Source organism: Chryseobacterium sp. RLHN22, assembly GCF_051011795.1.
GTDB classification, from domain to species: domain Bacteria; phylum Bacteroidota; class Bacteroidia; order Flavobacteriales; family Weeksellaceae; genus Chryseobacterium; species Chryseobacterium zhengzhouense.
In genome coordinates this window covers 83,430-106,432 of the sequence record NZ_JBPCHW010000010.1, presented here as the reverse complement: position 1 = coordinate 106,432, position 23,003 = coordinate 83,430, and the positions used below count along the sequence as shown (strand labels likewise).

The 23,003-nt window shown below is 32.0% G+C and carries 21 protein-coding genes; all 21 read left to right on the top strand.

All coding sequences use genetic code 11. From position 1 onward, the window contains the following. Positions 1-3: 3 nt before the first annotated feature. The 21 genes from ACR1PN_RS11890 (at position 4) to ACR1PN_RS11790 (ending at position 22,884) form a co-directional block, all read left to right on the top strand. Complete coding sequence (locus tag ACR1PN_RS11890; protein ID WP_433980212.1) at positions 4-243, top strand: hypothetical protein; 240 nt, start codon at positions 4-6, stop codon at positions 241-243. 255 nt (positions 244-498) lie between these two features. Continuing rightward, entirely contained in the window at positions 499-2,466 is a 1,968-nt protein-coding gene (locus ACR1PN_RS11885; RefSeq protein WP_433980211.1) for a polysaccharide biosynthesis protein, read from the top strand. 108 nt (positions 2,467-2,574) lie between these two features. Beyond that, positions 2,575-3,387, top strand: a complete 813-nt coding sequence (locus ACR1PN_RS11880) for a polysaccharide biosynthesis/export family protein (protein ID WP_433980210.1) — start codon at positions 2,575-2,577, stop codon at positions 3,385-3,387. A 25-nt stretch (positions 3,388-3,412) separates the two neighbouring features. Beyond that, positions 3,413-5,794 carry a GumC family protein gene (locus tag ACR1PN_RS11875; RefSeq protein ID WP_433980209.1) on the top strand — a complete coding sequence of 794 codons (2,382 nt, stop codon included), beginning with the start codon at positions 3,413-3,415 and terminating at the stop codon, positions 5,792-5,794. A gap of 49 nt (positions 5,795-5,843) precedes the next feature. Continuing rightward, positions 5,844-7,169: a nucleotide sugar dehydrogenase gene (locus tag ACR1PN_RS11870; protein ID WP_433980208.1), complete on the top strand. Its 1,326-nt coding sequence runs from the start codon at positions 5,844-5,846 to the stop codon at positions 7,167-7,169. A gap of 95 nt (positions 7,170-7,264) precedes the next feature. Next, a complete protein-coding gene (locus ACR1PN_RS11865; protein WP_433980207.1) occupies positions 7,265-8,443 on the top strand; it encodes a hypothetical protein in 1,179 nt (392 codons plus the stop codon). Then, the gene (locus ACR1PN_RS11860) at positions 8,428-9,639 is read left to right on the top strand and encodes a polysaccharide pyruvyl transferase family protein (RefSeq protein ID WP_433980206.1); all 1,212 of its coding nucleotides are present in this window, start codon (positions 8,428-8,430) and stop codon (positions 9,637-9,639) included. The genes ACR1PN_RS11865 and ACR1PN_RS11860 overlap by 16 nt, the downstream gene beginning before the upstream one ends. Then, positions 9,636-10,775, top strand: a complete 1,140-nt coding sequence (locus ACR1PN_RS11855) for an EpsG family protein (RefSeq protein WP_433980205.1) — start codon at positions 9,636-9,638, stop codon at positions 10,773-10,775. Before ACR1PN_RS11860 ends, ACR1PN_RS11855 begins: the two co-directional genes overlap by 4 nt. Positions 10,776-10,784: 9 nt before the next feature. Continuing rightward, complete coding sequence (locus ACR1PN_RS11850; RefSeq protein WP_433980204.1) at positions 10,785-11,918, top strand: glycosyltransferase; 1,134 nt, start codon at positions 10,785-10,787, stop codon at positions 11,916-11,918. Continuing rightward, positions 11,902-12,936 (top strand): polysaccharide biosynthesis protein, encoded by a 1,035-nt coding sequence (locus ACR1PN_RS11845; RefSeq protein ID WP_433980203.1) that lies wholly within the window; start codon positions 11,902-11,904, stop codon positions 12,934-12,936. The genes ACR1PN_RS11850 and ACR1PN_RS11845 overlap by 17 nt, the downstream gene beginning before the upstream one ends. Positions 12,937-12,961: 25 nt before the next feature. Continuing rightward, entirely contained in the window at positions 12,962-13,375 is a 414-nt protein-coding gene (locus tag ACR1PN_RS11840; RefSeq protein ID WP_433980202.1) for a WxcM-like domain-containing protein, read from the top strand. 17 nt (positions 13,376-13,392) lie between these two features. Beyond that, the gene (locus ACR1PN_RS11835; RefSeq protein ID WP_433980201.1) at positions 13,393-14,511 is read left to right on the top strand and encodes an NAD-dependent epimerase/dehydratase family protein; all 1,119 of its coding nucleotides are present in this window, start codon (positions 13,393-13,395) and stop codon (positions 14,509-14,511) included. Between the two features lie 61 nt (positions 14,512-14,572). Further along, complete coding sequence (wecB, locus tag ACR1PN_RS11830) at positions 14,573-15,712, top strand: non-hydrolyzing UDP-N-acetylglucosamine 2-epimerase (RefSeq protein WP_433980200.1); 1,140 nt, start codon at positions 14,573-14,575, stop codon at positions 15,710-15,712. A 55-nt stretch (positions 15,713-15,767) separates the two neighbouring features. Further along, complete coding sequence (locus ACR1PN_RS11825) at positions 15,768-16,973, top strand: glycosyltransferase family 4 protein (protein ID WP_433980199.1); 1,206 nt, start codon at positions 15,768-15,770, stop codon at positions 16,971-16,973. Next, on the top strand, positions 16,966-17,580 hold the full coding sequence (locus ACR1PN_RS11820) for a sugar transferase (RefSeq protein WP_433980198.1): 615 nt from the start codon (positions 16,966-16,968) through the stop codon (positions 17,578-17,580). The genes ACR1PN_RS11825 and ACR1PN_RS11820 overlap by 8 nt, the downstream gene beginning before the upstream one ends. Next, positions 17,561-18,331 carry an N-acetyltransferase family protein gene (locus ACR1PN_RS11815; RefSeq protein WP_433980197.1) on the top strand — a complete coding sequence of 257 codons (771 nt, stop codon included), beginning with the start codon at positions 17,561-17,563 and terminating at the stop codon, positions 18,329-18,331. The genes ACR1PN_RS11820 and ACR1PN_RS11815 overlap by 20 nt, the downstream gene beginning before the upstream one ends. Position 18,332: 1 nt before the next feature. Then, on the top strand, positions 18,333-19,244 hold the full coding sequence (locus tag ACR1PN_RS11810; protein ID WP_433980196.1) for a DegT/DnrJ/EryC1/StrS family aminotransferase: 912 nt from the start codon (positions 18,333-18,335) through the stop codon (positions 19,242-19,244). Then, positions 19,237-20,307: a GNAT family N-acetyltransferase gene (locus ACR1PN_RS11805; RefSeq protein ID WP_433980195.1), complete on the top strand. Its 1,071-nt coding sequence runs from the start codon at positions 19,237-19,239 to the stop codon at positions 20,305-20,307. Before ACR1PN_RS11810 ends, ACR1PN_RS11805 begins: the two co-directional genes overlap by 8 nt. A gap of 4 nt (positions 20,308-20,311) precedes the next feature. Then, complete coding sequence (locus ACR1PN_RS11800; RefSeq protein WP_433980194.1) at positions 20,312-21,445, top strand: aminotransferase class I/II-fold pyridoxal phosphate-dependent enzyme; 1,134 nt, start codon at positions 20,312-20,314, stop codon at positions 21,443-21,445. 214 nt (positions 21,446-21,659) lie between these two features. After that, positions 21,660-22,226, top strand: coding sequence for a sugar transferase (locus ACR1PN_RS11795; protein WP_433980193.1), 567 nt, complete (start codon positions 21,660-21,662; stop codon positions 22,224-22,226). A 28-nt stretch (positions 22,227-22,254) separates the two neighbouring features. Further along, positions 22,255-22,884 carry a DUF3575 domain-containing protein gene (locus ACR1PN_RS11790; RefSeq protein WP_433980192.1) on the top strand — a complete coding sequence of 210 codons (630 nt, stop codon included), beginning with the start codon at positions 22,255-22,257 and terminating at the stop codon, positions 22,882-22,884. Positions 22,885-23,003 lie beyond the last annotated feature (119 nt).

Sequence of the window (23,003 nt, the reverse complement as noted above, 5' to 3'; positions counted from 1 at the left end):
AAAATGAAAAAGATAGTAATAATGTTTTTGCTGATGACTTTTAGTGTGGCTTTTGGTCAATCAGATAATCCGTATGTTTATGATGAACCGGAAGAAATGTCTACTTTGGCAGATGGTGACAATCCGGCTAGCCCGGGAGATCCGAAGCTGGCTCCTATTGATGATTATATTCCGGTTTTATTAATTGTTGCAATCGTATTTACTTTTGCTTACGCAAAGCGAAAAAATGCAGTAGCAGAATAATAGTCAAGAATCAAACTCTTTATAAGCTTCCGGAAATTCTTCCGGAAGCTTTTTTATAAATATATGTGGTAAATGTTTATTATTGATTAATTTGTATTTTTATTTGCGTTTTGTTGTATTTTTTAATAGTAATTCTGTGTTTTTGTTGATTTTAAAATGTTAAATTTTATTATGGGTAAAATATTGCTAATACAAATTTTTTTATAAAAATAATATGGTTATATTTGCCAAATAATTGTAACACCAAAATGTTGAATGAAAAAGCTGATTGATGCTTTCGCTTCCTTATATAATGGGGATAATATTGTGAAACTCACGGAGCTAAGATATGTGCCAAGATGGGCGGTTCTTTTGATTGATGTCTTTATTGTATTGCTGTCTATTTTTTTTTCCTATTATTTTTTAAAAAAATTACAAGTTCAGGTAAATTTTCCTGAATATACAACAGAAAAAAGGCTTTTATTGATTTTTGTAAACATTCTCTTCATGTTTGTTTTCAAAACCTATGCAGGTATTATCAGGCATTCTACTTTCTTTGATTTTTTTAAGATTGTATTATCATCAGGTAGTACATTGTTGTCTTTATTTATTATCAATTACATTGTAGAATCCATATTAGGCAAGTCAATATATTTATACCCAACTCTTTTCTTCTATTTTTTTATATCGGTTTCCATGATGTTTTTTTTTAGAATGGTTACCAAGCAATTTTTCAATCTATTAATTGATTTGAAAGGAACTTCTGTTAAGATTAGGGTGGCTGTTGTTGGGGTAGGAGATGCATCAGTGTCTTTAGCAAGAGCGATTTTACATAACCCCAATTATCCTTATAGACTAGCGGGCTTTCTTACTAAAAGATCAGATTCTAATAAAGCGGTTCTTTTAGGGCATAAAATTTATAATGCGGACCACTTTTTCAAAGACAAAAACTTAATAAATCAGTTTAATGCTGTATTGATTATTAAGGAGATCATGACAAAATCTGAGTTGGAAGAATGGATGACTCTTGCATTAGATAACGGTCTGAAAGTTTTAAAGGCTCCTACTCTGAGTAAGATGCGCGATTCTGATCTTGTAGGAGGAATCCGTCACTTGCAGATTGAAGATCTGTTAAACCGGAAACCTATAAAAATTGAAAATGAAGAAGTCAAAAAGAGACATTTTGAAAAAAATGTTTTAGTTACAGGCGGAGCAGGATCAATAGGAAGTGAGATTGTAAGACAGGTAGCACAGTTTAATCCCTCTCTTATTGTTGTTTTAGATCAGGCAGAATCTCCTTTGTATGAGTTGGAGCTGGAGTTGCTTGAGAAATTTCCGGAGCAGAACTTTAAATTTGTTTTAGCTGATATTTCTAATATTTACAGGCTGGAAAAGCTTTTTGAAATGTATCAGTTTTCTATGGTATATCACGCTGCGGCCTACAAGCATGTGCCGCTAATTGAAGAAAATCCCCATGAAGCTATATTTGTAAATGTTTTAGGGTCTAAAAATCTGGCCTTACTCTCTAAAAAATATAAAGTGAACCGTTTTGTAATGGTTTCGACAGATAAGGCTGTAAATCCTACAAATGTAATGGGGGCGTCTAAAAGAACAGCTGAGCTTTTTGTACAGTCATTACAGAATTCTGAAGGCAACACAACAAAATTTATTACAACACGTTTTGGGAATGTTTTAGGCTCAAACGGCTCAGTAATTCCTCATTTTAGAAAACAGATTGAAAAGGGAGGACCTGTAACCATTACCCATCCTGATATTATCAGGTATTTCATGACGATTCCCGAAGCTTGCGAACTGGTTCTTCAGGCGGGAACAATGGGACAAGGAGGAGAAATTTATGTTTTCGATATGGGAGAGCCGGTGAAAATTTTAGATTTAGCCAGAAGAATGATAAAATTATCAGGTTATATTCCTGATGAAGATATAAAAATTAAATTTATAGGTTTAAGGCCTGGTGAAAAATTATATGAAGAGTTGCTCAGCAACAATGCTACAACAATTCCCACACATCATGAAAAAATAATGATTTCTAAAGATCCTTCATTAGGATTTGATGAAATGGAAATTCTTTGCAGGCAGATTATTAAATCTGCAGTAAAAAGAGATAAATTACAAGTTGTAAAGCTTTTAAAAAATATTGTTCCTGAATTTATCAGTAACAACTCAGAATTTGAAATTTTAGATAAAAAAGAAGCTGCTCCTTTAGATATTGCTAACAAGGATTAGTCTGCTAATAAATTTATTTAATGTGATAGTGTATCAATTAACATTATAATAAGAAGCAAATTTTGTTTAAAAAATAATAATCCTATTTTTGTGAAAAATTTATCAGAAATGATTTTAAAAAAATATTTTATTTACGGTTTTTTTAGTTTGGCAATTTTTTCATGCACTCCAAGGCAGGAGATCAATTATATGAAAGATATTGAAAGTATAGCTTTGGACAACTCCATTAAAAACAGCCGTAGTACTTTACAGCCGGGGGATCAATTGATCATTACGGTAACGGCAAAAGATTTGGATGTAGTAAAGCCTTTTAATCAGACTTATTCTTCCAGCTCAACAATAACACAATATTCTAGTCCCAGCTCAAATAATCTTCCTCAGCAGGTTCCTGTTTCAGGACCTACATACAGGGTAGATACAGATTATAATATTGTTTTTCCACAAATCGGGAAAGTGAACGTTCAGGGCGAAAATGTTGAAAGTCTAGGAGTTAAGCTTGCCGGATTGATTAGTCAATATGTTAAAGATCCGGTTGTAGATGCCAAACTAATAAATTTCAGGGTTTCTGTTGTGGGTGAGGTTACAAGACCCGGTACTTATGTTGTGCCGGACGGTACGACCACGGTATTTGGAGCGCTGGGTTTGGCAGGTGATCTTACACCGTATGGAGTGAGAACGAATGTTCTGGTTTTACGAAATGTTGATGGAGTTATTACGCAGAATCGTATAGACCTTACGAGTGCACAGTTTATCAATTCTCCTTATTATTACTTAAAGCAGAACGATGTTATTTATGTACAGCCGAACGAAAACAGAGAAAAGCAGGCTAGAGTAGATCCGAATACCGGAATATATATATCGGTTGCTTCTGTAATTGCTTCTTTAACAATCGGAATTTTGGCTCTAATTAGGAATAATTAAAATCTTCAAGATAATCACAAATACAGTGGAGTACAATCAGACGCAGGGGGAGTTTCAAGAAGAAACTTTAAATATCAGGGAAATTATAAAGCCATATATTCATCGTTGGTACTGGTTTATTATTGGGTCAGCACTGGCTATGATTTTAGCTTGGTTTTATCTGAGGTATAGTGTTCCAATCTATAGTTCCGAATCAACATTACTTATTAAAGAAGTTAAAAAGTCAACATCCGGACAGCCTGAAATGTCAGTAATTTCTGAGTTGGGTGGGATTGGAGGTATGGGGACAAACTCCGTAGACAATGAAATTGAGATTTTAAAATCAAAAAAGCTGATGCTTTCCGTGGTAAGAGAAAAATCTCTGGAAACAAGTATCTATGCTAAAGGAAATATTAAAGAAAGTGAACTCTACAAAGACACCTCTCCATTTATTGTTAGAGTGATTAGCGAAAAAAAGAAGGCTAAATACCCAAGAAAAGATGTATTTGCCAGTATAAAAGGCAATACAATTACAATAGAATCTGAAGATTTTAAAAATAAAATACAGACCGAGTTCAATAAAGCTGTTACTATGCCTTTCGGGGTAATAATGTTTCAGAAAAATACAAAATATGCACCCTCTTCAGCCAATAAATCTGCTAAAGAGTTTAGGCTGCATTTTATGTCTGGAATGGATAGGGCAAGATACTATCTGAAAAAATTAAATGTAAGTCTGGTACAAAAAGAAGCCACTGTACTTAATATAAAAATCGCAGATCCTGTACCGGATAAAGCTGAAGATATTCTTAATACTTTGGCTGTTAACTACAACAAGGAAGCGAATCTTGATAAAAACTCTGAAGCCCAAAAGACGGCTTCGTTCATCGATGAAAGAATCAATTTGATTGGGGTTGAACTCGGAAATGTAGAATCACAAAAAGAAGACTTTAAACTTCGTAATAACATTGCAGATATCCAGACTGAGGCTGGTTTGTCTTTGGAAACGGCCATGAAGAATCGCCAAAGTCAGCTTGAAGTGGAGTCTCAGCTTGAACTGGTGAATGGTTTAATTTCTGATTTAAACAGACAGGGAAACTATCAGGTACTTCCTTTAAATGTTGGTCTGACGGATTCTAATCTTACTTCTGATATTGCAGCTTACAATCAATTGGTGATCGAGAGAAATCGTTTGCTAGAGAACTCTACGCCTGCGAATCCTGTGGTTCAGGATGTCAGTAAACAGGTCAACAGCATGAGAAGTGCCGTTCTTCAAAGCCTGCAAAAAAGCAGATCCGGTCTACAGATTTCTAAAAGTAATATTTTAGGCGAGCAAAATAGATTAGCTGGAAGGATTTCAAAAATTCCTGTACAGGAAAAAATGTTTCGTAGCATAGAAAGGCAGCAAAATATTAAAGAACAGCTATATTTACTATTACTTCAAAAAAGGGAGGAAGCCGCTATTTCGTTAGCTATCGCTGCACCAAAAGCTAGGATTGTAGATGATGCTTTAACTAATCCTGTTCCGGTATCACCTAAAAAGATGATAATATATCTGGGAGCACTTATAATAGGTTTACTTGTTCCTTTTGGAATTATTTACTTATTGGAGCTGTTTAATAATAAAATATACTCGAAAAATGATTTAGCGAGCCTGAGTTCAGAAGCTGTAGTGGTGGGTGAGCTGCCTTCATTAGAAAAAGGTGATCCCGAAATTGTACAGCTGAATGATCTTTCCCCTTTAGCAGAAGCGTTCAGGATTCTGATTACCAATATCAACTTTATGTTGCCTAAAAATAAAAAAGGTAATGTAATTTTTGTAACGTCTACAGTGAAGGGCGAAGGTAAAACTTTTACATCGGTAAATTTAGCTTTAACGTTGGCAACACCTCGTAAAAAAGTAATTATTATCGGTTCAGATATCAGGAATCCTCAATTGCAGAGATATAACGAAAGCAGAAAAGGTTTAATAGGTTTATCGGAATTTATGTATGATGATCAGATGCAGCCTTCAGAAATTATTCATCCGACTTCATTTAATCCTTATTGCGATGTGATTTATTCGGGTGCGATTACTCCAAACCCAACTGAGTTATTATCCAACGGAAGATACCAGGAACTTGTCGAAACCCTCAAACCACTATACGATTATATTGTATTAGATACTGCTCCGCTAATGCTGGTGACCGATTCTTTCCTGATTGCTGACACTGCTGACGTTACGTTATATGTAAGTCGTTCAGGTTATACAGAAAAAGAATTGATTGGCTTTATCAACAAACAGATTACAGATAAAAAGATCAAAAACGTAGGGCTGGTTTTGAATGATGTAAGTAAAATGAATAGTGGCTATGGATATGGCTACAAATATGGCTACGGATATTCGGCCGAATCTAATAAACCATGGTGGAAAAAGATAGTTGGAAAATAATATTAAATAATTTTTCATTGGTCATCGAATTTACAATTGAGTAATCAATATGAATAACCAGAAAAAAATTGCAATAATAGGATTAGGCTATGTGGGGTTACCCTTAGCCAGGCTTTTTGCAACAAAATATCCCGTTGTAGGTTTTGATATTAACAGTAGCAGGGTAGCGGATCTTAATAAAGGGATAGATTCTACCCTTGAGGTTAGTAATAAAGCTCTTCAATTGGTCATGTCAGGCAAAAATCCCTTATTGAATGAAAATCAGAACGGATTGTTTTGTTCTGATAATATCGCTGATATTGAAAATGCAAATATTTACATCATCACAGTACCAACACCGGTTGACAAACATAATCGACCTGATTTATCGCCTTTGTATAAATCAAGCGAAACGGTAGCCAAAGTGCTGAAGCAGAATGATATTGTTATTTATGAATCAACAGTGTATCCGGGAGTGACGGAGGAAGAATGCATCCCAGTGCTTGAAAAATTTTCAGGACTGAAATTTAATGTTGATTTTTTTGTGGGATATTCACCGGAGCGGATCAATCCCGGAGATAAAGAACATACTGTAGATAAAATATTAAAGGTGACTTCCGGATCTACACCCGAAATCGGAAGAGTAGTTGACGATTTATACAAATCTGTAATTACTGCAGGAACACATTTGGCACCAACAATAAAAGTAGCAGAGGCTTCTAAGGTTATTGAGAATTCACAAAGAGATATCAACATCGCTTTCATGAATGAGCTTGCCAAAATTTTTTCTTTGATGGATATTGATACGCATGATGTATTGGAAGCTGCCGGTACAAAATGGAATTTTTTAAAATTCAAGCCGGGTTTGGTCGGAGGACATTGTATAGGAGTAGATCCATTTTATCTGGCTCAGAAAGCTCAGGAAATAGGCTATTACTCTGAGCTGATCTTAGCGGCAAGAAGACTAAACGATTCTATGGGAGCTTTTGTAGCTTCACAGGTCGTTAAATTAATGATAAAAAACGACATTAAAGTAAAAGGGTCTAAAATTTTGAACCTTGGAATTACCTTTAAAGAAAACTGTACAGATATAAGAAATTCTAAAGCGATTGATGTCATTACCAATTTACAGGAGTATGGGGCAGAAGTGATAACTTTTGATCCGTGGGCAAATTCTTCTGAAGTGCAGGCGGAATATGGCATTGATTGTTATTCTGAACTAAAAGCATTATCTTCAAACCATACCGATGATGTTCAGCGATACGATGCTGTAATTCTTACTGTAGCACATGATGAATTTCTCGGTCTGGATTTACATCAGCTAATAAAAGATAAAGGAGTCATTTATGATGTGAAAGGAGCCTTGGAAAAAAATAGGGTAAGCAAAAGATTATAAATATTCTAAAAGTCCAATGCTATTTGTATTAAATAAATTGTTAATAAAATAATTTGAGAATAAATAAAATAGTATTTAAAGAGTACTCAATTTAAATGATTTCAATACTTAAAAAATTATTAAATGTAAGTGATCAAATGTTAATGACATTATGGTCATTTGTTTTAACTATATTATTAAGTCATTTTTTCGAGAAAGAAGATTTCTTTTTGTATAATATTTATTTTATTATTCAAAGTATTGCAATATTACTCATAAACTCGTCAATAGGTCAATTGTTTTTGTTAGATGGCAAAAAATACACTCCTAAGTCTATCATAAAATGGATTTTACTTTTTTCGCTGCTTACATTCGGTATCGTATTCGGAGCTATACAGCTTGATATGATAAAAATGGTAACTTCACTGTGGAATATATTTTTAATAACGTATTGTATAACAATGTTCTGCTGTTTTGAATTAACAAGACGATATTTCTATTCAGAAAATTTATTTAAAAATTCCTTAGTTTATACTCTTATTTTAGTTGTATCTAATCTGCTGATATGTATCATATTATATTTTTTAAATAGGTTAAATATCACAAGCTTGTTGTTTTTTATAGGAATAGTTTATTCTTTAGTAAATATTATTGTTTTATTGTCTTTCAGGAAGATTTCTAATAAAGATAAAGTTAGTCTCAAAATAAATGAAATCGTAGAATTCAATAAGTGGTTGTTACCTGGAGCAGTTGCATACATAATAACATCACAACTTTTTATCATATATATGAATAATATAGATAATAAATCTGATGTGATCAATCTTCGATTGTTAGAAACCGTGTTTGGAGTTGTTTTGGTATTTGTTGCCGCATTTGAGAATTATTTTATAGCAACAATCAAAGATTTAAACTTAAAAAGTATTATTAAAAAATTATCGAGAATCTGGTTATTGTTTATAATCGTGATGACTGGTTTATCATTCTTTGTAAATGATATTTTTAGTTTATTGTTTAATAACAATTCTAATTTTTCAATATACTTAATTTTATTAGTACTAACTTTTTATATTTTATCGGTAATATCTAGAATACTGGTAGTATATTTAAGATTGAATAAATTTAATAATATTATATTTTTTGCCAATACTATAAATTCATTATTCGTAATTTTTATAATTGTAAAAAAAATAGATTTAGATCTTCAATTGCTTTTTATTTTAAAAATAATTTTTATAGTAATCAGCATGATATTATATATAATCCCAAATTTATTCAGATGGCAAAAAAAATAGTCATAACACATGCATTTGGTCCTGATAACAGAGGTGATCACGAATTATTAGAAAAGCTGATTAAAATCATTTATAAGAAATATGGTAATGAAACCCAGATTTCCATTTTTTCATCTTTTCCTGAGAAATCAGAAGAGGTATTTGATAATCCCAAAATAAAATTTTACAAATCCTTCATATCGTTGGCTGGTAAAGAGAAAAGTATATTAAACTTAATCAAATTATTTCTTTTAGCTATAGGGTTGCTTGTTTATTATTTTTTAGGAATTAAGTGGTTCATACCCAAAAACACTAAGCTAAAGCTTGCTACTATTAATAATGCAGATTTTATATTCTACTGCCCTGGAGGATATCTTTACAGTAACAAGCAGAGCTACTATGCAAATATTTTCAACGGATTTTTGCTCAGAAAATCAAAGGCTATTATTTATTTTTCTCCTATGAGTATTGGGCCATTTTACTCGGATTTTGATAAAAGTCTTACAAAAAAATTGATTAGAAATAAAGATATAGTATTTGCCAGAGAATCTTATACATATAATTTGTGTAAAGATTTAGAAATTAAAAACATTTATTTAACGACTGATTTAGCCTGGTATGAGTCAAAATATGAAAAATTCAATCAGGATTTAAAATGGGAAAACAAATTTGTAATTACGATTATTGACTGGGATTATAATGATTTGGGAAATCAGGAGTTTTATAAAAAAAGATATATTTCTGAAATCATACAATGTTGTACACGGCTATTTAAAATCAGCGGTCAGAAAGTAGTGCTTTATAATCAGGTAGGTACAGGTAAAGGAGAAACAAATGATGAGAAACTTATAAAAAGAATCTTAAATGAAATACCTGAATATGTATCTTTTGATTATGAAGAATTAGTTCCTGAAGTTTTAAAAAGCCGCTTACATTACTGTAATGGCCTAATTGCGAGTAGATTTCATTCTGCATTATTTGCAATTCAGGCAGAGTGTCCATTTATAGCTTTGTCATATCAGCCTAAAGCTGAATATATATTGAAAGATCTAAACCTTGCCGAATTCTCCAGAAAAATTTCTGAATTTGATGGTGTAAATACAGCAAATAAACTCATAGAAATATCGAATAATAAAAATGAATACGTAAAAAAAATTGAAAAAGCTAAAGAATATTGTGCAATATCTATTGAGAAAAATTTTATTAATAAACTATGATATTGTTAATAATATTTTTGTTAATCTTAAGCGTATGTCTTTTAAGCTTTTTTAACTATAAAATCTCAAAAGTCTTACTCTTTCCAGTTTTAGTTGGGCTGACATTTATCCTGTTTTTTAAATATGGACAGGGTGTTGATTATTTTAATTATCTATATGCAATTAAAGATTCCGCAAATAGCATAGACAATTTCCTTTCTGGATTTGGTTATATAAATAGATTTGAAATTGGTTTTTCAGTTATAAACTATATTCTACTTTACTATATTAATTTAAATGTATCCGAAATAATTTCAGTTTATTCAGTTATAATTTTTGTTTTATTTATATTATCAATCAACAAGTATTCTAAAAATGTAGCTATAAGTTTTATTTTTTTCTTTTCATTTTATTTTTTCATCTATAACTTTAGTGCAATAAGACAAGGATTGGCTTTATCTATTTTGATGTATTTTGTTTTTCCTTATTTTATAAAGAAAAGCTATATAAAATTCATTATAGGCATTTTATTATTGTCTACGATACACACTAGTTCTTTAATTTTAATATCATTGTTATTCCTTCATAAAATTAATTTAAATAATAATAATATAGGTAAATACGTTATTATATGTATTCCATTAGGAATTTTTGTTATTCCTCTAATTATAACATATATGGGGAATTTTATAGCTGGTGTCAATTCTTATGTTACTAATTATCAAATTGATTTTGTGAGTTTAGGCGTCAGATTGATTATGTTCTTAATCATCTACTTTTTTTCCTTATCTAACAAAAGATTTCTTGGAGAAAATGATAATATTTTAATTAAAATATATTACATCAGTTTTCTAATGTATATATTGTTATTAACTAATTCTTTAATTTCTTCAAGGCTCACAATATATTTCAGAGTTTTCGAATTTATAGTACTAAGCAATCTTATTGTTTTAAGTGTTAAAAGAAAACAAAAAACTATTATAGTTAGTATATTTTTGATCATAAGTTTAAATACTATTATGTATTTTAAGTCAGTAAATACTGAAATTACTCTTGGAGAATATAAGAACGTTAATGTTTTTAATTTTCCGATAATTTTGGATGAAAGTGAAATATATCAATATAGAGATTCTAATATTGATTTAGAAAATTTATAAAAATTGTTAATGAAAATATTAATAGATAATTCAAATTTAAATGTTGGCGGAGGTATACAGGTAGCAACATCTTTTCTTGAAGATTTGAAAACTTTGGATTTACAAAATCAGTTAGATGGTTTTTCTGATATATATGTAATACAATCTGCAAATAGCTCTAAACAGATCCAGAAAAACACTTTTGGTAAAAAATTTAAATTCTATGATCTTTATACCGATAGTGAAAAGTCTATATATAAAAGACGTAAAATTGTTAAAAATATTGAAGATGAAGTAAAACCGGAAATTATTTTTACAGTTTTCGGCCCATCATATCATCGAAGTGCCGTCCCAAAAATTGTTGGCTTTGCTATTCCACATCTCATATATACTGATTCTCCTTATTTTGATTCATTAAGTCTATTGAGCAGGATAAAAACATATTTTACATATACAATTAAGAACTATTGCTTTCTTAAAAATTCAAACGTTTTAATATTTGAGTCAGAAAAAGCAAATCAGATTTATACTTCTAAAAATAAAATAAAAAGTTATACCGTAAATAATACATTAAATTCTGTTTTTGAAAATAGAGAAATTTGGGAAAATATAAACATAAAAAAATCTAATTTTGATATCTTATGTTTGTCCGCAAATTACCCACATAAAAATTTGAAGGTTATTCCACAAATAATTGATTATATACTTGAAACAAATAAATTGACTGATTTTAAGTTTCATATCTCCGGAGTAAAAGAAAGCTTCGGTTTTTCTGAAAAGCATAATAAGTTTATAAATTATCTGGGACATGTGAAGCTGGAAATGCTACCGTCATTATATTCGCATATGGACTGTTTGTTTATGCCTACCTTGTTGGAAGTATTTTCTACAACCTATTTGGAAGCAATGTTTATGAAGGTACCTATTTTAAGTTCAGATATGGAATTTGCGAGAGATATTTGCGGAAATGCAGCAATCTTTTGTAACCCAACTGATGTTGAGGAGTATGCTAAAAATATACTAATTTTATATAACGATCCTACGCTTAGGAAAAATTTAATTCAAAAGGGAGAACAGAATTTGAAAAGATTTGGCAATAGTTTACAAAGAACAAAACAATACATTGAAATAATAAAAAATACAAAAAATGCAAATAAAGGATAAAGTTCTTCTAATTACCGGTGGTACCGGTTCATTCGGAACAGCTGTTCTAAACAGATTCCTGCAAACCGACCATTTCAAAGAGATCCGTATTTTTTCCCGTGATGAGAAAAAGCAGGATGACATGAGAAACCTTTATAAAAATGATAAAATTAAATATTATATCGGTGATGTAAGAGATTTCTCAAGCGTAGAACCGGCTACAAGAGGAGTTGATTACATCTTTCATGCAGCAGCTCTTAAACAAGTCCCATCTTGCGAATTTTTCCCGATGCAGGCTGTAAAAACGAATGTGGAAGGAACACAGAATGTCATCCGTGCTGCAGCTGCCAATAAGGTACAGAAAGTAATTTGTTTATCTACCGACAAAGCGGCATATCCGATCAATGCAATGGGGATTTCTAAAGCCATGATGGAAAAAGTTGCGGTTGCTGAAGCCAGAAACCTTACAGATACGGTAGTTTGCCTTACCCGTTACGGAAACGTAATGGCTTCAAGAGGTTCGGTAATTCCTTTGTTTTTAAATCAAATTCAGAAAGGAGAGCCTATCACGATTACAGATCCGAATATGTCACGTTTTTTCATGTCATTGGAAGATGCGGTAGATTTGGTATTATTTGCCTTCGAAAACGGAAACCCCGGAGATTTATTTGTGAATAAAGCACCTGCAGGAAGTATTGGTGATTTAGCCCAAGCTCTTATTGAGTTGACAGGCAAAGAAGTTCCTGTAAAAGTAATTGGAACCCGTCATGGAGAGAAATTATATGAAACTTTATGTACGCGTGAAGAAATGGCGAAAGCAGAAGATATGGGAAATTTTTATCGTGTTCCGGCAGATAATCGTGATCTCAATTATGCACAATATTTTTCGGAAGGTGAGGAAGAAGTTGCACATATCGAAGATTATCATTCTCACAATACTGAGCAGCAAGGTGTGGAAGGTCTGAAAAGACTGATTTCTACTTTACCATTGATCCGAAAAGAAGTTTTTGGTGAAAATGTAATGCAATATCCATATTAGATTCAAATATAAAGATCCCGGGATAATGCTTTTAGAAGGTGAAAAACATCAGGACGAAAGAGGAATTATTACATTTAATAATGATTTTGATGCCTCAGCAATAAAACGAATTTATACGATCGAAAACCATTCTACAGAATTTATTCGCGGTTGGCAAGGTCATAAAATCGAGCAGAGATGGTTTGCCTGTATGAAAGGAAGCTTTGAAGTTTCTGTAATTGAGGTAGATGATTTTGCACAGCCTTCTAAAGATTTAACAATGCAGAAATATCTTTTAAAAGAAGATACATTAACTTACCTGCGTATTCCTGCAGGATGCATTACTGCAATTCAATCTAAAACGGAAGACAGCAAGCTGCTGGTTTTAGCAGATTATGGATTGGGAGAAATTAATGATGAATACAGATTTGATTTAAATTATTTTAATGAAAATCTATAAAAGGTAAAACAAAATACATGAAAAAAATCGGAATTACCGGTCAGAATGGTTTTGTCGGAAGACATTTATACAATACTTTAGGGCTCTTTCCTGAAGATTTTCAAAGAATCGATTTTCAGAAAGAATTTTTTGAAGACGAGCAGAAATTAGATCAGTTTGTTGCACAGTGTGATGTTATTGTACATCTTGCAGCAATGAATCGTCACGAAAGTGAGCTGTTTATCTATGAAACCAATGTAGGTTTAGCTCAGAAATTAGTTGATTCTTTAAGCAGAACAGGCTCAAAAGCCCATGTAATGATTTCCTCTTCCACTCAGGAAGAAAGAGATAATCTCTATGGAAGGTCAAAAAAAGAAGGAAGACAAGCTTTGTCAGACTGGGCAAGTGAAAATGGAGGAAAAATTACAGGGTTAATTATTCCTAATGTTTTTGGAGCGTTTGGAAAACCTTTTTATAACTCGTTTATCGCAACTTTTTGTTATCAGTTAACGCACGGTGAAACACCAACGGTTGCTAATGATGGTGAAGTTAAATTAATTTACGTTCAGGAATTGGTTGAAATTATCATCAACGAAATCAAAGAAGGCAACAGCAAAGGAGAATATTTTGTTGAACCTACCGCCGCTAAAAAAGTTTCTGAAGTCTTATCATTATTAAATGATTATAAAACGAAATATTTTGACGGCGGAGAAATTCCGGTAATTAATGATTCATTCGAACATAATTTATTTAATACCTATCGTTCTTATATTGATTATAAAAACCATTATCCGGTAAAGTTCACGCAACATACAGATCCTCGCGGAGCTTTTGTAGAAGTAATCCGTTTGGGAATTGGTGGGCAATGTTCATTTTCAACAACGGTTCCGGGAATTACCAGAGGAAATCATTTTCATACCAGAAAAATTGAAAGATTTGCAGTGATCAAAGGAAAAGCTCTTATTCAACTTAGAAAAATTGATTCTGATGAGGTTCTGGATTTTTATCTGGATGGAAACGAACCTGCTTATGTTGATATGCCGATTTGGTACACCCATAATATCAAAAATATCGGGGAAGAAGAATTGTACACCATTTTTTGGATTAACGAAGCATTCAATCCGGAAAATGCAGATACTTATTTTGTAGAAGTTTAAATATTTAAATCAAAAGCTAAAGGTTTAGATTTATTTCTAAGACCAAAAGCAAAAAAACTATATGAAAAAATTAAAAGTGATGACGGTCGTAGGAACAAGACCGGAAATTATAAGATTATCCAGAGTATTAGACGCTTTGGATGCTTCTGAAGCAGTAGAGCATATCATCGTTCATACAGGACAAAACTATGATTACGAATTAAATCAGATCTTCTTTGAGGATTTGGGACTTCGTAAACCTGATTATTTCCTTGAAGCGGCCGGAAAAACCGCAACGGAAACAGTAGGAAATATTTTAATTAAAATAGATCCGCTTTTGGAAGAGTTAAAACCTGATGCATTTTTGGTTTTAGGTGATACCAACTCTTGCCTGTGTGCAATTCCTGCAAAGAAAAGACATATCCCGATTTTCCATATGGAAGCAGGAAACAGATGTTTCGACCAGCGAGTTCCGGAAGAGACCAATCGTAAAATTGTAGACCATACTTCGGATATTAATCTTACCTATTCAGATATTGCAAGAGAATACCTTTTGAGAGAAGGCCTTCCTGCGGACAGAATCATCAAAACAGGTTCGCCGATGTTTGAGGTTCTGAATCATTATTTACCTCAGATTGAAGCTTCAAATGTTTTGGAAAAATTACATTTAGAAGAAGGAAAATTCTTTGTAATATCATCCCACAGAGAAGAAAACATCAACTCTGAGAAAAACTTCAGAGGATTAATGGCTTCTTTAAATACCATTGCTGAAAAATATCAATATCCGATTATTGTTTCGACCCATCCGCGTACAAAAAACATGATCGACAAGATGCAGATCGAGATGCGCCCTGAAATTCAATTTTTAAAGCCGCTTGGTTTCCACGATTATAATGCCTTGCAAAAGAGAGCGTATGCAGTATTATCAGATTCGGGAACAATTTCAGAAGAATCTTCAATATTGAACTTCAGGGCATTGAATATTCGCCAGGCTCACGAAAGACCGGAAGCAATGGAAGAAGCAAGTGTAATGATGGTGGGACTTTCACCGGAACGTATCTTACAGGGATTAGCTCAGGTTTTGCAACAAAAAGTAGGAGCAGAAAGAAATTTCAGACCGGTTTCTGATTATTCGATGCCAAATGTTTCAGAAAAAGTGGTGAGAATCATTATTTCTTATACCGATTACATTAAAAGAACTGTCTGGTCGGAAGAAATTTAAAGAAGCAAATCACAATGTGATTACAAAAGACTTTTAAAACAATCTAAATTTTGATATGAATATACTTTTTATAACTTTAGTAAAGATAGGATCTATTGCAGAAAGGGGAATTTATCCTGATTTGCTGAGAAAGTTTGTAAAAGAAGGGCATAATGTAACTATTGTAACCCCAATTGAAAGAAGGTACAATGAAAGCACGAAATTGTATCAGGATAACGGAGCTACAATTTTACGTGTCAAAACTTTTAATGTATTAAAAACAAATATCATTGAAAAAGGGATTGGTACTCTTGCAATAGAATATCAATATTTAAGCGCAATTAAGAAATATCTTAAAAACACAAAATTTGATCTTGTACTTTATTCTACTCCGCCCATTACTTTTGTAAAAGTTATTAAATTTGTTAAAAATAGGGATAGCGCATTCAGTTATCTTCTTTTAAAAGACATTTTCCCTCAAAATGCGGTGGATATGAAAATGCTGAAAAAAGATGGGGTTCTGCATAAGATGTTTTTAAAAAAAGAAAAGAAACTCTACGAAATATCTGATGCGATAGGCTGTATGTCTCAAGCGAATGTTGACTATGTATTAACGCATAACCCTGAAATTGATCGCAATAAGGTAGAAATTAATCCCAATTCTATTGAACCTGTTGAATTTTCTTATTCACAAGATGAAACAGAGAACATCAGGCAGAAATTTAATCTTCCACTAAATAAAAAAATATTTGTTTATGGAGGTAATTTGGGACGACCGCAAGGAATAGGTTTTTTATTGGAAACAATAGAAAATTGTAAAAACGAAAACGTGCATTTTCTGGTAGTTGGAGATGGAACGGAATTTAACAATACACAAACATGGTTTAACTTAAAAAAGCCTGAAAATGCTACACTGTTAAGAGGGTTAAAAAAGAGTGATTATGACACACTTCTGGGCTCGTGTGATGTAGGGTTGGTTTTTTTAGATAAAAATTTTCTGATACCTAATTTTCCTGCAAGAACATTATCTTATCTTGAAATGAAAATGCCAATTATAACAGCTACAGATCCCAATACTGATGTAGGTGATATAGTGGAAAAAGCCAATTGCGGTAGAAAAGTTATTTCTGGTGATTTAAACTTCATGCTTAGTACGATTGACAATATTTTGAAAGAAGATTTAAATGTTTTAGGAGAAAATTCATTAAAATTATTATATGACTCTTATTTAGTAGATCGATCATACAATACCATTATCAATAGGATCAACAAATATGTATAAAAATTTTTTTAAAAGGTTTTTCGATTTTATTATTGCATTTACGGCTTTTGTTTTTTTAAGTCCTGTTTTTATAGTGGTTGCAGTCATTCTATTAATTGGTAATAAAAGTAATCCCTTTTTCTTTCAAAACCGTCCCGGAAAACATGAACGTTTATTCAAAGTGATAAAGTTTAAAACGATGAATGATGCTAAGGACGTAAATGGAAACCTATTACCTGATGCACACCGTTTAACAAAAGTCGGAAGCTTCATTAGAAAAACCTCTTTGGATGAAATTCCTCAGCTATTAAATGTAATAAAAGGAGATATGAGCTTAATCGGACCACGGCCTTTATTAGTAAAATATTTACCGTATTATACGGATCAGGAAAGAATCAGGCATTCCGTAAGGCCGGGAATTACAGGATGGGCACAAATTAATGGGAGAAATACTGTAAAATGGGACGACAGATTAGCCTTTGATGTTGAATATGTGAACAATCTGAGTTTTAGCTTTGATCTTAAAATTATTTATAAAACCATTTTAAAGGTTATCAAATCTGAAAATATAGTAGTAGATCCCGAATCTATAATGAAAAATTTAGACGATGAACGAAGAAAACCTTAATATAAGATTAGCATCCGTTGAAGATATTGCCAAAATAGTGTCATTAGTAAGAACTTCTTTTAATGATCTTTATTTGACAGCATCAATATACAAGTGCTTCGGAATAGAAAAATTTATTTGTAATGAAATTGAAAACGAATATTCTCCTTATAAATACTTTATTGCAGAAATAGACAATTATATTGTTGGTTTTGTAGAATTCAAAATGTTCTACGATTCATCTGTTGCTTTTCTTAATATGATTGCAACAGATAATACATTTAAAGGAAAAGGTGTTGCAGGTAAATTCTTTAAGTATACTAAGGAACACTTTTTTGATTTAGGATTTAAAAATATTCAGCTTGATGTCTTTAGTTCAAATACTGTAGCACTAAATTGGTATACTTCAATGGGGTTTGAGCAGGAAGAAACTAAAAATTTCTATAAATATTCTAAAACAGATTTGCTGAACGAACAATTTGGAGAAGGTCTAGTGATAACAAATTATTCTAATTTCAAATGTTTATATGATCATTTTGGCTTTTCTTTCTTACAGCTTATATTCAATAAGCAAAATCTGAATATCGGGATAATAAACGATAATGCGATTCTTAGGGACATTCTTTCGGACTCAGAATGTTATGCAAGTATATATACAGTTTTAAAACAGAAAAATATAAATAGCCTCTATTATATTGGTAAAGACGACATTCGCCTACATGATGTGTTTACCAAAATTGATGAGATAAATAGAATGAAACTTATTTTTTAATATGGGAATAACTAAAATTGCTGAAAATAAAAAAAATGCCCAAAGAACATGGCAATACACCAACTCGGCGAGAGAAGCATGGAGTAATATCATTGAAGAATACAAAAAACTATATCCCAATGCAAAGGTTTTATTACCGTCCTATATTGGCTGGTCTGCAAATGAGGGAAGCGGAATCTTCGATTCTGTAAAAAATGCCGGTGTTGATTTTGAATTTTATAGTTTAGATAAATATCTGAATATAGACATTTCAGATTTAAAGGATAAGGTGAATAGCAATGAGAACTGTCTTGTACTTTTAGTTCATTATTTTGGTTTTACTGACAATAAATATGCTGAGATTGTTCAATGGCTTGACCAAGAAAAAATTTGTTATATCGAAGATTGTGCACATGCATGGTTAACAGATTTAGTTGGAGGAAAATGTGGAAGAAACGGAAAATATGCATTCTATTCGTTACACAAAATTCTGCCGTTATCAAAAGGAGGCTTATTGGTTTCAAACCAAACAGAAGAAACTGTTGAAAGCCTGAATCCATTTGTATCACTCAATTATGATTTGCTTACGATTTACAATAAAAGAAGAGATAACTATCAATACTTAGCAAAAAAAATAGAAGATTTTGATAATATTGAAATTCTGTATAAAGAACTGAAGGATGGGATTTGTCCCCAGACTTTACCGGTTATTTTAAACGGAATAGACAGAGACGCATTGTATCATAAAATGAATGAGCTGGGTTTTGGTATGGTAAGTCTTTATCACACGATGATTCAGGAATTACACAACTATAATGCTGAAGCTTGTTCGGTTACTCACAAAAAAATTATTAATTTTCCAATTCATCAAGATGTTAATCATAATGATCTGGATGATTTGATTGAAAACCTAAAAAAAGTTTTAAATGTTTGATGTTTTATATTTAAATAAACAACAGGATTTAGAGACGTATAAAAATATTATAAGTACATCTTTCTCCGATAGTGCTTACAATACCGTTGAGTATTTTGATGTTTTTTGTGGTGGTATCGATGGTCTTGTATGTCTTGTATTTAAAAAAGACAAGAAAACAATTATTCTTCCCGGATATATTAAAAATATTAATATTCATGATGAAGATACTGGTTTTAAAGATTTTTCTACACCTTACGGTTATACAGGAAGTTATTACTCTACTTCTGTTAATGTAAGTGATTTAGAAGAATTTTGGAATAATGTTAAAAACTGGCTATCTGATAATAACATCGTTTCGGCATTCGTTAGATTTAATTTGTTCTATAATTATATTGGTTTTAACGGGCAGATTCATAACACTATGCTGAATATAAAAGGAGAAATTATTGATAAAGAAACACAATGGAATAATTTCGAGCATAAAGTCAGAAAAAACGTAAAGAAAGCAATAAGAGAAAATCTTACGAGCAAAATTTACTATAAAAATATTGATGATGATGTCATTGAAAGTTTTCATGAGGTTTACATCGAAACAATGAAAAGAACCAATGCCAATGACTCTTTTTTTTATACATTAGACCAATTTAAAGTTTTTTGTAGTTCGAATGAAAATTTATGTGCTATTTGTAATATTTATGACGGCGATGTAGTTGTTTCTTCTGAGCTTTTACTTATATCAGATAATTCTGTTTTTTCGTTTTTAGGAGGAACTTTAGAAGCATACTTCGATAAAAGACCCAACGATTTTCTGAAATTTGAAGTTATCAATTGGGCGCGAGAGAACGGTTTTGATTATTATATTTTAGGAGGAGGTTATGGTTATGAAGATGGGATTTTTAAATATAAAAAATCATTTTTTCCTGATAATGTAGTCACTTACAAAACAGGAAGGCTAATTATCAATCATAACGTTTATACATCTTTAGGTCAGAAGAATAATCAGCAAAGGATAAAAAAAGGGTTGTCAGCAGTTGATTTGCATGACGAATCATTTTTCCCGATATACAATAAGCAAAATTAAAAATATGCAAAACAAAATATGGCTTTCTTCCCCGCACATGGGCGGAAACGAACAAAAATATGTGAACGAAGCATTTGATGCCAATTGGGTAGCTCCATTAGGTCCAAACGTCGATGGTTTTGAAAAAGATTTGGAATTATTTTTAAATGATCATGTAAAAGTAGCTGCACTTTCTGCAGGTACAGCTGCATTACATTTAGCTTTGATTGAATGTGGTGTAAAACATGGTGACGAAGTAATTTGCCAGTCAATGACGTTTTCAGCTTCTGCCAATCCGATAGCCTATTGCGGAGCCACTCCTGTATTTATCGACTCTGAAAAAGATACCTGGAATATGTGTCCGAATGCTTTAAAAGAAGCTATTGATGATAGAATTTTAAAAGGTAAAAAGCCACAGGCAATCATTGTTGTTCATCTTTACGGAATGCCCGCAAAAATGGCTGAAATTCTAAAAATAGCCGATGAGTACGGTATTCATGTAATTGAAGATGCTGCAGAAGCTTTAGGTTCAACGTATAACGGAAAAGCTTGCGGAACATTCGGGCGTTTTGGTATTTTGTCTTTTAATGGTAATAAAATAATTACCACTTCCGGAGGAGGAGCTTTGGTTTGCCATAACCAGGAGGATAAAGATAAAGCCGTTTTTCTTTCAACTCAGGCAAGAGATAATGCACCTCATTATCAGCATTCGCATATCGGTTACAATTATCGAATGAGTAATATTGTTGCTGGAATTGGTCGTGGCCAAATGGAAATCTTAAAAGACAGAGTGGAAGCTCGTAGAAAAATGCATGATTTCTACCTTGAGCTCTTTAAAGATATTGATGGTGTTGAAGTTTTTTCGGAGCCTACCGACGAATATTTTTCTAATCATTGGCTGTCTTCAATCGTAATTGATGAAGAAGTAACGGGAAAAAACAGGGAAGACTTGAGGCTGGCTTTATTAGAAGATAATATAGAATCCAGACCTTTATGGAAGCCGATGCATCTGCAGCCCGTTTTTGCAGAAGCACCGTATTACGGAACGAATGTGGCTGAAAAGTTATTTGATAATGGATTGTGTATGCCGTCAGGTTCTAATCTTTCTGATAATGACAGAGAACGAATAGAAAAAGTAATTAAAGATTTTTTCTCTTAGATTATTTTAATTAAAATTAATATTAAAAATGACTTCTTACTTCAGCGATGAGGTAAGAGTTTTTATTTGTACATGCTTTTATCCTACAATAAGGTGTTGATTTTGAATGGGATATTCCTGTCGTGTAATTCTGTTTTTGTAGTATTCATTGAGCCTTTAAGATTATTTGTAAATCAACATCTTTCCCTATCTTTACAGACCAATTTATTTTTAAGTGAAAAAATATCCATGGTGGAAAGCGATAATGGATTTCGGGCTGAGTTTTTTGGCCTTCATTATTTTGTTCCCCTTTCTTTTTATTCTTTTTGTTATCGCATCTCTGGATACGGGGTTTCCAGGTGTTTTCAGGCAGGAACGAGTAGGCAGATTCGGTAAAATTTTCATCATCTATAAATTCAGAACGTACCATTCGAAAAAACATTCCAAGTCTGTCGTCGGAAAATGGATGCGAAAAACAAAGCTTGACGAACTGCCACAGATATTGAATATCCTTAAAGGAGATATGTCCTTGGTCGGTCCGCGTCCTGATATTTCTGGATATTATGATCAGCTTAAAGGTGAAGATCGTTTAGTTCTTAATTTGAAGCCTGGCTTAACCAGTGAAGCAGGAATAAAATATCGAAATGAAGAAGAAATTTTAAATAAACAACAAAATCCTTTACAGTATAATGATGAGATTCTTTTTCCGGAAAAAGTAAAAATGAACTTGCATTATTATCACCATCTTTCCTTTAAAAATGATGTATATATATTATTTAAAACCTTCTCTATATTAAAATAACAATGAAGCTGAAATACCAATGAAGTATATGACAAGAAAATTTTCAATTAAAATAATTACTGCTGCTGCGTTTTTTTTTATGTGTAAAATCTATGGGCAGACAGAAGTAAAGATTAACGCAGCGTTTTTACCATTAACAATGCTGAATGTTGCGGTAGAAAAATCGTTAAATGATAAATTTTCCTTACAGGCAGAAGCATTTATCTCTCCATGGAAATCACTTTACGGAAAAAATATGCAGTTTTATATGGGAACTTTGGAGGGGAGATATTATTTTGATCAGGTAATGAAAAAATGGTATATTGGAGCTTACGGTTCTCTCACAGCATTTAATATTCAGAAATGGAATTATCTGAGAGCTTCCCCGGTTCATGATGCTGAAGGGAATCCTCAGATTCTGCCTGATGGAAATGTCCGCCTAACAGAGCGCTATCAGAAAGGCTTTGCTTTGATTGTAGGAATCAGCGGTGGATACCATTTCACAATTAATGAGAAATTCGGAGTAGATGTATATGCCGGAATCGGCACTGTACAGTCTTTTTACAAAGGCTATTTTAAAGACAACGGAGGAAGGTATGATGATGGAAAGGAATGGAATAAAAGTGGTGAAATAATTCCTACCAGAGGAGGAATAATGATTACGTATAAGCTGAATTAAAATCTTTCTATCAAAATTCTTTACATGTAATATTTTATTATTATTATTATTATTATTATTATTATTATTATTATTATTATTATTATTATTATTATTATTATTATTATTATTATTATTAT